We start from the raw sequence: 12,595 nt of genomic DNA on the forward strand, positions 1-12,595 counted from the left end.
GACTCTTAAATTTTTTTCAGTTTTCGTTTCGGTCATCACGGCCGAAAGGCATCACATGCACTAGGGATCGCGGACCATCGCGACGATCCGGTATCAAGCTGTTCTTGAGAGTGCATCCTATGTCCGTGCTTCCGACTGTGTCCTGCGGCGCTCGTTCGCCCCGCTCTCATTTTGATGGCCGACGTGCCGCACTGCTGGTCGGTGTCAGTATCGTGACACTGTCGATCGCAGCGGGTAGCGCGCAGGCGCGGAGTCTCCAGGGCGGGAGCGGGGCCTCCCCGACGGCGGCGACCGCGATGGCGGCCACTGCTGCACAGGCGGCCGCGCAGCAGGCGGCGCAAACCGCATCGCAGGCGATGGTCCGCGCATCGAACGCCCTGCAGAACATGCGTAATATGCAGAGCGCGGCGCGCGCCGCTGCGATGACGGCGGCGACCACCGTCCCGAATGGCTTGACGCCGGGCGGCCTCGTCGTTGCACCGAATGTTCAGGCCGATCCGACCCTGTGGCGAGGCGCCAGGCTGCCGACGCAGACGACGTCGGGCGGTCGCACGCAGGTGGAAATCAGACAAACCGACTCCAAGGCGATTCTGACCTGGGAGAAGTTCAACATCGGCCGTGACACGGATCTGTATTTCAACCAGACGGCAGGCGGCGCCGATGTCGCGAACTGGGTGGCGCTCAACCGGGTGATCGATCCGTCGCTTGCGCCGAGTCAGATACTCGGCACCATCAAGGCTGAAGGCCAGGTGTATGTCGTCAACAGGAACGGCATCATTTTCGGCGGCTCCAGCCAGGTCAACGTCCACACCTTGGTGGCGTCGTCGTTGGGTCTGAGCAATGCGCAGTTCACGGCTGGCGTCATGAAGACACTGCTCACTGACCCCAATGTCCTCAGCCCGCTCCCGACCTTTGGCGATGCGGCCACGGAACGCAATCCGACTCTGACTCCCGCCGTCTACGGCACGACTCCCGGGAGCGTTCTGGTGGAGGCCGGGGCGCTGATCGAGAGTCATGTCGGCGGCAAGGCGATGCTGTTTGCGCCGCGCGTCGTCAATGCCGGGACGATCAGGACACCGGGCGGGCAGACGCTCATGGCGGCCGGTGAAAACGTCTGGCTGTTTGCTTCGCCCACCTCGACAACCAGCACCGCCTTGCGCGGCATCGAAGTTGCGGCGTCCGCGCCCATGCCGTTCATGATGTCTTACGATTCCTGGACGTGGGACGGCGCGCAGCCCCAGGTCAAGGCCGCCTATGCTGCCGCGATGGATGGAATGGAAGCGCGCGCCGCCAGCATTGGCTACAGTGTCGGCAATACCGGCATGGTCGAGGCCGCGCGGGGCAATATCACGGTCGTCGGGCGCAGCGTTGCGCAGAACGGCGTCATGCTCGCGTCCACAGCTCTCAACAATCAGGATGGCTCAATCGTTCTGCGGGCCTGGTCCCAGGGCGTCACCGCCTATGACGCCAATATCGGAAACTTCCTGTACTCCTTCAGGGCTGGCACACTGAGCCTTGGCGGCGGCAGTCTCACCACGGTGATGCCCGATCTGACCGATACCGGCACGCTCGAACAGAGTGCGGTCGCGACGCGTTACCGCGCCGGCAGCATCGATCTGCGCGGCAATTTGATCGATATCCAGGCCGGCGCCGCCCTGGTGGCGCCGTCGGGCAGCATCGCGGCGGTGGCCAGCAAGCAGCCTATTCTTCTCAACGAGCCGCCGGACGGCGAGAAGTCCGTGGCCGATGGCAGCCGGCTCTATATCGGCGAAGGCGCATTGCTAAGCGTTGCCGGTTTGCGCGATGTGCTGCTGACCATGGAGAGCAATTCGGTGAAGGCCGAATTGCGCATCAACGAACTGCGCGACAGCGTCCTCTACATCGACTCCTGGCTGCGCGGCGCGACCGTCTATGTCGACAAACGCAACGGCGGCACCTTTGCCGACGGCCCGATGGCTGGCGTTCAGTGGTTGAAGGATAGCCAGGGCAACTATCTGCTCGGCAAATGGGCGGGTACGCCGCTCGCCGATGTCAGCGGATGGATCGGCACCGGTTTGACCACGCTTGCGGAGCTTTCCACGAAAGGTGGAACGATCAATCTCAAATCCGGTGGAGACATCATCGTTCGCACCAATGCGGTGCTGGATGTCTCGGGCGGTTCGGTGCGTTATGCCGACGGCTATATCACGACCACGAAACTGCGCGGCGTGGATGGCCGCATCTATGATATCGGCAATGCCTTGCCGGACCAGCAATATATCGGCCTCGCGGGTGGCTTCTCTCGCTACCATGCGCGGATCGACGTCACCGAAACCTGGACCAGCCCGCTCGATCGCCACAATGGCACCCGGTTTGAACAGGGCTACACGGAAGGTCGCGGCGCCGGCGGCATCTATATCTATCACGGTGCGGGCTTGGCGATGGACGGTGAAGTCGATGGCCGCGTGATTGCCGGCGAACGGCAGGTCGCGGGGGGCGAGGTTGCTGTCGGCGGCGTTCTGCAGATCGGCGGCGATGATCCGGTCTCGGACTCTCCGTGGCTTACATCGAGTCTGATCCTGTCCAGCGCGCCGACGCGGCTGGCTGACAGCTTCAATGTGGGATCGGCATTGCCCGCGGCATACTTCAACCCCGTGGGAACGTCGCAGCCGGCTTCGCGCGCGAAGACCACATGGCTCGATTCCGGCATGCTCAACAAATCGGGCATGGGCACGTTCAACCTCTTCTTCAACAAGTCGTTCATTCAGGAAGAGGGGGCAAACCTCGATCTGTCGGCGGGTGCCACGCTGAATATCCAGAAGATTGGAAGTCCATCGATAGGCTTCCTCGGAAGCATTGCCATGAACGGCAATGTCCGGATCGCGGGCGGCAAGATCTATCTTCTTGCCGACGATGGAATTGTGATCGGCGATCACGTGAAGTTGGACACGTCCGGTCAGTGGCTGAACGAATACGAAAGCGGCACGCCGGCGGGCGCAGTCAAGGTGAACGGCGGCGAGATCAAGATCGAGATCGACTCGAACGCGACAATCTCCGGCTTCGGCGGCAAGGTGAACATTGCCAGGACCGCATTGCTGGATGTGTCCGGTGGCGGCTGGCTCAGTAACCGCAACAACAAACAGAAGCTGCAGCTCGGCGACGCGGGCGCCGTGACGCTGGCCAATCTCGCCACCAGCGTGGCGGATATCGACCTGCGCGCGTTTGCCGCCGGATCCGGCGGCTCGTTCAAGATCAGCACTGTCGGTACCGTTCAGGTCGGGGGAGCCATCCCGGCCGATCCCGCGATCATCTATCTGCCCGCGACGCTGTTGGCCGAGCGCGGCTTCCGATCGGTGCAGATCGACGCGAAGCTGGAGAATGTCACCTTTGCCGACGGTGTTACGATCAGCCAAACCCCGGTCAGTATCGATCTGGCAGGCGCGGAACTGACGTCGGCTCCCTCCGGAGCGAAGTTGACAGATTTCGGGCGCGTGCGCGTACTCGATTTGCCGGAGCGTATTTCGCGTAAACCCACGTCGCTGACCGTCTCCTCGCCGAAAACGATTACCGTGGGAGTGGGGACGACGTTGAGCACCGACGTCAAGGGCAGCATCAGTTTCCTTGAGACGTCAACACGAGCGAATCCAACCGCCAACGGCACTGCGGTGATTGCCGGCAACATCGATGCACCTGCGGGCAGCATTTCGATCTCGGCCACGACTCTTCGCGTGTCGTCCGACGCACGGTTCACGGCCCGCGGCGTGGCTGCAATTGTTGCTGATCCAAGAACTGGCGTGCTTAGCGGCAAGGTTCTCGACGGCGGGACGGTCAGTCTGAACGGCGCGATGACTCTGGGATCCGGCGTGCTGATCGATGTGTCCGGGACGAGCGGCGTGATCGACGATCCGCTCCGTCGCCGCGGCAATGGGGCGACGATTGCGCTTGCCAGCAATGGAGGAACGATCGCGCTGAAAGGCGGCCAGTCGGCGTCATCGTCCATCGACGCGCGGTTGCTTGCGACGAGTGGTGGCCAAGGTGCGGCAAGCGGGCGGCTTGTCATCTCCAACCCGTCTTTCGTCGGAAGCGCCGGCAATTTCGCGTCATCGGACCTGTTCGGTCACGTCAGTCTGATCGGCGCAAACGGCGCTGACATGACGGCATCGCTGGACGCCATCAATGGGGGAGGCTTCTCCGCGATCAGCCTGTCCGCGCTATATGGTCTGAGGATCGGCAATGGCGCCGTTCTCGACGCGCCGACCGCGGCAGTTTCGATCTTCGGTGCGATCATCGCACCCAGGCCAGGTGCGAGCGCAGAGATTCGCGCCGGCCATCTGTCGCTTAAGGACGATGTCACGGGCGCTGGTGCGGCAGCCGGCACGGGCACGCTGCTGCTGAAAGCGGGCGTCATCGATGTATCGACTGCGGCGTTCCGTGGCTATGCCTCGACGACGCTGGTTGCCGGCGATCTTCGTTTGCTTACGCCGGAATTCGACATCAGGGGTGGCACTATTACGACCGGGCGGGGCGCCTCGCTGGATGCGGACGGTATGCTGACGTTGCAGGCCGCGCAGATCTATCCGTCGACCCAGGCCACGGCGACCATCACGGCCACCAACAGGATATTTGTCCGCGCCAATGGAGCAGCGACCGTGCCGTTGTCGGCGGGCGGCAATCTGACGCTCAGGGCGCCCGACATCGACATCAGCGGCAGCATTCGGGTGCCGTTCGGCTCCCTCACCCTGTCAGCAACAAATTCGATCACGCTGGGCGCCGGAGCGATCATTTCAGTGTCCGGCGACGGGCTCGACGTGCCTTACGGCCTGTTGGTGAATCGCGAGAGCTGGGCGGTTCAGGTCAAGAAGACGGATACGCTTCCAACCGTCATCACGGCGCCGCCGGACAAGAAGATATTGATCGATGCGCCGTCGGTAAATGTCGCGGCGGGATCGACCATCGATATTCACGGCGGCGGCAATATTCATGCATCCGAATTCGTGCTGGGCAGTGGCGGCTCGCACGACATTCTGGCCATGCCGAACACCTACGCCATTATGCCGGCTTTCGCGTCGGCAACGACTCCCGGAAGTGACGTCGGCAGCCGCATCTGGCTGGCCGGCGGAAATGGACTGGCGGCAGGCTGGTACAATCTGATGCCGGCGAAATACGCGTTGATGCCAGGTGCCTTCGCCATTCAGATGGTCGCGGGCAGCACCGGCTATTCGGTCGCGATGGCGACACCGCTGACCGATGGCGCCGTCCTGATGTCCGGCCGGCTCGGCAACAGCATCAATGGTGCGACTGACGCCCAGGCGTCGAACTGGCGCGTGATGAGCGGCGGCGTTGTCCGTGCCTATTCCGAATACAACGAAGCGAATGCCAACACGTTCTTTTCGTCGGAGACCTTCCGCACGACGCAGTATCGTCTGTCGGGACGCGACCCCGCGATACCGGGGCGTCCGATGGACGGCGGTTCGGTGGTTTTCAAGGCCAGCAGGGATCTGATGCTGGAAGGGCAGCTCAAGTCGCAGGCCGCCGACGGGGCGCGCGGTGGTCTTCTCGATATTTCTGCGACCAATATTGCAGTGGTCGGCGCCGGGCAGGACCGCACCGGCCTGACCGGTTATCTGATCATCGATTCGGCACGGCTCAGCAGCTTCGGTGCTGGGAGCCTGCTGCTGGGCGGCACCCGCACCAGCTCCATCAGCGGCGTTACGTTGACTGTGGGCGCCGGCAGTATCGTGATCCGCAATGATGCGGGCAGCGCGCTGACCGGGCCTGAAATCATTCTTGGTGCAACCGACACGATCACAATCGCAGACGGCAGTGTCCTGCGAGCGCAAGGTGTCGCCAGCAGCAACGATAGCGACCTGACGATCACGCCGCAGGTCGCCACGCCGGCCCGCGACTATGGTGCACTGATCCGGCTGTCCAACGGAAGCGCGGTCAACGTATTGCGGACCAATATCGACAAGACCGCGACCGGCACCGTTGCGATCGGCGCCGGAGCAGCAATCGACGGTGGCAATGCGCTGTTGATTGACGCCACCCGCAATACCACGCTGTCCGGTTCGGCCATCGTTTCGGCCAGGGACATCACGCTGTCCGGCAGCAGCATCGGCTTCGGTGGCGGCAACTCCGGTCTGGTGTTCAGTGCCAATGCCTTGGCGCAGTTCAATCGCTCGCAGAATCTAACATTGCGCAGCTATTCCAGCATCGATTTCTACACCGGCGCCGATTTCGGTGCCGCCGGCCTCAAATCCGTCACGCTGGATACGGCGGGCATCGTCGGCCGCAATCCCGGTGCGATCGTCATCAATGGCGACACCGTCGTGTTGCGCAATACCAGCGGCACCTTCGTCGATCCACTCGTTGCCGATCAGGGAACGCTGGCGTTGAGTGCCAATCAGCTTGTCCTTGGCAGTGGCGCGAAGAATCTGCGTGGATTCGGCGCCGTGGCGCTGACTGGCCAGCGCAGCGTGAGCGGGCAGGGCGAGGGCAGCCTCAATGTCGGCCAGGCCGCTGTTAGTCTCGTCGCACCCGTTGTGACGGGACAGAATGGCAGCAACCAGTCGATCGTGACGAGCGGCGGGCTGGCCGTTGTCGGTGCAGACAGAACCGCGGCCCGTGATCTGGACAGCCTCGGCTCGCGCTGGGCATTCAATGGCGGGAGCGTTGATTTCGACGGACGCATCGATGCTATCGCCGGTGGCGTGTCGCTCACGGCAACGTCGGGCAATCTCATCATGCGAAGCAACGCGATAATCGACGTCGGCGGCTTCACCAAGGCTTTCAACGATGTCAGTGCCAACGTCAATGCAGGCACCATCAACCTGACGGCAGTCGGAGGCGGCGTGATTGCCGGCGCCGGTTCGCTCCTCAATCTGGCGGCAGCGGTCGGTGGCGGCGATGCTGGCACGCTGGCGGTGACTTCCAGTGGCGCCGTCGTGCTCGGTGGGACCATCGACGCGCGGTCGGAAGCAGGCAAAGGCGGCTCTTTCGCAATCGACATCAGCGCACTTGCTGATTTTGCCGGCCTTGCGCGGCAGTTGGAAGGCTTTGGCTTCTCGCGCGCGCAGACGTTCCGTATCCGCACCGGCGATGTGGTGCTCGATGGTGTCAGCAAAGCGGAAAGCTTCGCGCTGAGCGCCGATGCCGGCAAGGTGACCATCACCGGCGCGGTCGATGCCAGCGCTGCCTATGGCGGCAATATCCTGATCTCTGCCGGCAACGGCATCGCCATGACCGGTACCGCAAATCTTGCGGCACGTTCGACGACTGCGTTGGGCAGCGGCCGTGTGGTGCTCGACGCCAGCGGCGGCGCACTCGGTATCAGCGGTGGCATGATTGACGTCTCCGGCGGTCAGAAAGGCAGTGTGCGTTTCCGCGCATTGCAGAACGGCGCGCATAACGACGTTGCCGTCAGCAATCTGCAGGTCGATATCCGCGGTTCGCGATCCTCGATTCTCGAGGGCGTCGCCGTCTATGTGAGCACTGACGGCACCGTCGGATCGCAGCTTCCGGCCGCGGTGACGAATGCCGGCACCTTCACGGCAGCGACACCTGGCATCAGATCGAGGATCGCCAATGGCATCGACGTCATGGCCGGAATCGAAATCCGCAGCGCGGGCGATCTGTCGCTGACCGCCGATATCGATCTCGCCAATACGTTCTCTGCTCATGAAGGCACTCTGACGCTGCGCGCCGCCGGCAATCTCAACGTCACCGGAAATATCAGCGACGGCTTCAGCAATGCCACCCGGACCGGCGCCTTGCTGGATCAGGCCTCTTGGGACATCCGGCTTGTCGGCGGCGCGGATCTGGCGGCCGCCGATGCATTGACAGTGAAGTCGCTCGGCAGCCTCGCGGCCAACAGCGGCTCGGTCACGATCGGCAATGCTGCGACCGGCTATGTGGTTCGCACCGGCACTGGCGATCTCGCCGTGCGTGCCGGCCGCGACATCAATCTCGCGCACTATCAATCCGTCATCTATACCGCGGGCCGCAAGGACACCATCGGCTATGCCGGCTTCACGGCTCCGGCCGCGGCCGTTTATGGCATCCTTGGCGGCAATCTCCAGATCGATGCGAATGGCAGCATCATCTCCGCGCTGCCCGCCGTGAAGGCCAACAGCATGCTGTTCACCGACTGGCTGAAGAAGGAAGGCGTGGTCGGCACCGACCTGCGATTTACGAAGCAGACGACCTGGTGGGTCGATCACAGCCGCTTTAATCAGGGTGTCGGCACGCTGGGCGGCGGCAATGTCAACGTGAAGGCCGGCGGCAATCTCGAAAACTTGATGGTCGCGCTCGCCACCACGGGTCGGGTCAGCGGCGGCATCACCGCCGACGACGGTGTGGTCCACATGGACAATGGCGGTGCAATGAACGTTGCTGCCGGTGGCGCCGTGAAGGCGGGGTATTACTACGTCGCCCGCGGGGCTGGCAGCATCGACGCAGGGTCGTTCGCGACCGGACGCCAGGTGACGATAAGCGCGGCGCGCGTGGTCACGGTTTACGACATCGCCCCGGTTCTGTCGCTTGGCGATGCCCGGCTCGACGTTCGCACGAACGGCGAGCTTCGCGTGCAGACGGTGCTCGACCCCTTGATGGCGTACGATCCCGCAAAGGTCGCACAGGCGCAAACCTTGATCGTCGGCGAGACCGGCGCGAGCCGCCTGAACCTGACATCTATCGGCGGCGATGTGACGCTGCTCAATCAGGCGTCGTTCCTGACACAGGACCTGACCTATACAACCGCAAGCCTGCCGACGTCGCCGACGGCCTATCTGAACCAGTTCGCGGGTAATCTTTATCCCGCGCAGACCAGGATCGTGTCGCTGAGCGGGTCGATCAGCAATCTCGGCAGGATTGCCACGCTGCCCGGTGCGACATCCGACCTGACATTGCTGGCTGCGCAGAATATCACCGCCGGCACCATCGTGATGGCGCGCGCCACGCCGGCGATGCTGCCGTCCTATCTGCGTCCGTTCGGCGGTCCGGCGGTGTCGTTCCTGGCCAACACGCGCTTTGTCGAGCAGCGTTTTTTGGATCTGTTGCGCAATCCGATCGATCCCATCGTCGATTTTGGCGCGAACAATCCCTACTTCCGCAGCGTCAACAATCCGGATGTTCTGCTCAATGCCGGCGATATGGAGCCAAGCCGGTTCTACGCGCTGAACGGCAGCATCCTTCGTGGTGTCGGATTGGTCCAGTTGGGGGCAGCCACGCTCGCGAAAACGGAAAATACGATCTTCACCAACGAACAGATGTGGATGTCGGCCGGCAAGGATATTCGCGATCTCAATCTGGACCTGCGCCATCTGCATGCCACCGACGTGTCGACGTTCAATGCCGGCAACGATTTCATCCACTACAATACGAGGATTACGCAGGATCCGCAGCTTGCTCCCGCAGTGGTCATTCAGGGACCTGGCGCGATCGTGGTGACGGCTGGTCGCGACATCTATGGCGATGCGCTGATTGTCAGAAGCAACGGCAACAAGCTCTACGATGCCACAACCAACGAAGTGCGTCCGAACACGACGGTCAAGGGCTTGCCGGATTCCGGTGCCTCCATCGAGATGATCGCCGGTCTCCAGGGCAAGCAGCCGGACTATGCAGCAATGGCCAGGCTCTATCTCGATCCGACTCAGGTCGGCAGCATGCCGGCGCATCTGACCAAGATGGTCGATGGCCAACTGCTGCCGCTATATCTGACGGACGATAGCCGCCCCACGGCTGACGGCGTCAAGCAGACCCGCTCCGGCTTGGTCTCGTTCATGCGTGACATGACCGGCCGCACGTTGTCGCCACGCGATGCCTGGGCGGCGTTCCAGACGTTGCCTGTACTGACGCAGCAGCGCTTCCTGCGTCAAGTCTATATGCAGGAATTGCGTGAAGCCGGTCGCGACCACAACAACGGCGGCGCGACAGGTGGTTACAAGCGCGGCTATGCGGCCATCGCAACGTTATTCCCCGGTGATGGCTGGAAGGGCGATGTGCAGAGCGGCAACGCGTTGTTCCGCACCATGGCGGGCCGCAATATCGAGATCATGACACCCGGTGGTGGATTGCAGGTCGCCGCGCTGAACCAGAGTGTTCCGGCGGGCTATGGACTGATCACCTTGGGCTACGGAAAGATCGACATCTTTGCGAAGAAGAATGTCGTGGTGAACCGCTCCCGCGCGCTGACCTTCAGCGGAGGCGACGTCACCATCTGGTCGACAGTGGGCGATATCGATGCCGGCCGCGGCGCCAAGACCACCCGCGTCGATACGCCGCCGGCGATCATCACCAATGACGTGACGGTCACCCGGCTTGTCGAAAAATCGGGCATCAGCGGCGCCGGCATTGGTACCGTGGTCGGCTATGCCGGTGTCGAGCCCGGCGATCTAGACCTCATCGCGCCGTCGGGCACGGTGGACGCGGGCGATGCCGGCATTCGGGTCGCCGGCAACTTCAATGTCGCGGCACTCATCGTGCTGAACGCCGACAACATCAAGGTCGGCGGTGAGAGCAAGGGCGTGCCGAAGCCGCAGGCGCCAGTCGTGAACCTGACGGCCGAGACCAAGGACAAGGCGGCGGCCGATGCCGTGAAGGACACAACCCAGCAGCCCGGCAACGACCGCCCGTCGGTCATCATCGTCGAGGTTCTGGGCTATGGCGGCGGTTCAGATGGCGATACCGAGCGACGCAAATACGAGGAGGACGAGGCCCGCCGTCGCCGCAGCGATAAGCACGATCAAGACCCGACTAGCCGCGTTCAAGTGCTTGCAGTTGGTGATCTATCGCAGGAAGAGATCGGTCGTCTCGCGGAGGTACAGCGCCCGCGGCAAGGGAGGTAGAGATCAACTTCTGCAAGCAACGAAGTATGGCGGACGCGAGACGTCGGCTTCGTCTCGCGGCTGGAGAAGCCGATTTAGCAATTCGCTATGCGAGAACGCCACCCGTCGCGCTGGCTTCGGTCGAACTGGTTCGAGATGTTTTCTTTGTCGTTGCCAGCCCTAAACTTATCAGGGCGAAGAGATTGCCATTACGCTTGGCAGAACTGGCGGAGCTTCCGCCGATTGATACCGACTGACCGGTAACAGACAAAATGGCGCCGACCTGGCGCCGCTGGCAAACGGTTTGCCGGCAGTAGTTACGGCTCGATGCCAGATTTAGCATCGATGACCGAGCTAAGGTTTCAAGAAGAATTGCACGCTATTCAGGCCGCGATCGACGGGCAGGGGATTGCGATCTGTAGCAATGTTCTTGTGCAGCCGGAGCTCACACAGGGCTCATTGCGGCCGATATCGGAAATTACACTTCCCGGGTATGCGTTATATGCCACTTTCTGGGCGTCCAACCCTAAGAAAAAATCAATCGAGGCCTTTGTTGAATGGGTCCGTGTGCTTGCCCGCATGAATTCAAGAAACCGGGATATTCTGTACGACCGCTCCTGGCGCAAAGGCGACAATCGAGCCGTTGAACGCTTGCCCGAAACCTGACAGGCAGTGCGAACTGAGAAAGCGGCGATAAAACTCCGATCATCATCGATCTGCGCATCGAACAATCAGGAAACTCCGGCGCTTGATGCCGTTTCCCTGAGAAGCCAATCCGCCTGAAGCTGCGCCATATCGGCCCGCAGACGCGGCACGGCCCAGTCCAGGAAACATCGGACCTTCAACGGCTGCAGTCCGGCATCCGGATAGACAAGGCTGACCGGCAGTGGCTCCGGCGCGAAATCCGGTAACAGAATCTGCAGCCGGCCGGATTTCAACTCATCCGCCACCTGATAGCAGAGCACCCGGATGATTCCGATGCCGGCAAGCGCGGCCTGTATGGCCGCGTCCGTCGTATTCACGGTTAGCCTCGCGCGCGGCTCCACCGCAAAGGCTGCGGTGTCGCGCCGATAGCGCCATTCGGGCGATGTCGCAAAACCATTGAAAGCAATTCCGTCATGCCGGACCAGGTCTTCCGGCACGCGTGGTACGCCAAGCCGGGCCAGATAAGCAGGACTGGCGCAGATCACACGGTGCACCACGCCCACGCGCGTCGCGATCAGTGCATTGTCCTCCAGATGGCCGATGCGCAAGGCTAGATCGACATGCTCACTCACGAGATCGATCTGCTTGTCGGCAAGCATGAGCCGCAACGAGATATCAGGCTGCTCCGCCAGGAAACCAAGTGCGATGGGCAACAGGTGGCGCTCCCCGAATGCAATAGGGGCCGTGACATGGAGTACCCCGCGTGGCGCATTGTATTCTCCAGCTGCCTCTCGCTCAGCCTCCTCCAACTGTTCGAGGATCCGTCGAGAGGCAGCGACATAGGCGCGGCCAGCATCTGTGAGCGTGAGCCTGCGGCTGGTGCGGATGACCAATCGGGTGCCGAGATGTTGCTCGAGTTCCGCCACCTTACGGCTGACTGTGGCGAGCGGCGCACGCAACTGTCGCGCACCAGCGGACAGGCTGCCAGCCTCGACAACAGCCAACAGCACCGACATAGCCTCGAACCGGTCCATCATACCTTCCGCAGTTTGGGAGGAACCCTCTTGCAGTCTTAGGATACCGTTTTTCAGATGGCGACTCTAGTTTCCGCGGAATCGGGGCGTCGCGAGACGGGTGCCCTCAGGCAG

4 protein-coding genes are annotated in these 12,595 nt (G+C 62.4%); 3 read left to right on the plus strand and 1 reads right to left on the minus strand.

Features of this window, described 5'->3' with window-relative positions; translation table 11 throughout:
• The first annotated feature begins 119 nt into the window (after positions 1-119).
• From AB7783_RS26820 to AB7783_RS26830, 3 genes are all read left to right on the plus strand, one after another.
• Positions 120-10,823: a filamentous haemagglutinin family protein gene (locus AB7783_RS26820; protein ID WP_441279283.1), complete on the plus strand. Its 10,704-nt coding sequence runs from the start codon at positions 120-122 to the stop codon at positions 10,821-10,823.
• 26 nt (positions 10,824-10,849) lie between these two features.
• A complete protein-coding gene (locus AB7783_RS26825; RefSeq protein WP_441279284.1) occupies positions 10,850-11,059 on the plus strand; it encodes a LysR substrate-binding domain-containing protein in 210 nt (69 codons plus the stop codon).
• An 88-nt stretch (positions 11,060-11,147) separates the two neighbouring features.
• Complete coding sequence (locus AB7783_RS26830; RefSeq protein ID WP_441279285.1) at positions 11,148-11,468, plus strand: hypothetical protein; 321 nt, start codon at positions 11,148-11,150, stop codon at positions 11,466-11,468.
• A 65-nt stretch (positions 11,469-11,533) separates the two neighbouring features.
• Here the strand turns inward: AB7783_RS26830 and AB7783_RS26835 are convergent, their stop codons facing one another.
• Positions 11,534-12,481: a LysR family transcriptional regulator gene (locus tag AB7783_RS26835; protein ID WP_441279286.1), complete on the minus strand. Its 948-nt coding sequence runs from the start codon at positions 12,479-12,481 to the stop codon at positions 11,534-11,536.
• Positions 12,482-12,595 lie beyond the last annotated feature (114 nt).

This window comes from Tardiphaga sp. 172_B4_N1_3, assembly GCF_052076035.1.
GTDB lineage: Bacteria > Pseudomonadota > Alphaproteobacteria > Rhizobiales > Xanthobacteraceae > Tardiphaga > Tardiphaga robiniae.

Coding starts and splice junctions, on each gene's coding strand:
- AB7783_RS26820 (WP_441279283.1), top strand. CDS start 120: ATGTCCGTGCTTCCGACTGTGTCCTGCGGCGCTCGTTCGCCCCGCTCT.
- AB7783_RS26825 (WP_441279284.1), top strand. CDS start 10,850: ATGGCGGACGCGAGACGTCGGCTTCGTCTCGCGGCTGGAGAAGCCGAT.
- AB7783_RS26830 (WP_441279285.1), top strand. CDS start 11,148: ATGACCGAGCTAAGGTTTCAAGAAGAATTGCACGCTATTCAGGCCGCG.
- AB7783_RS26835 (WP_441279286.1), bottom strand. CDS start 12,481: ATGGACCGGTTCGAGGCTATGTCGGTGCTGTTGGCTGTTGTCGAGGCT.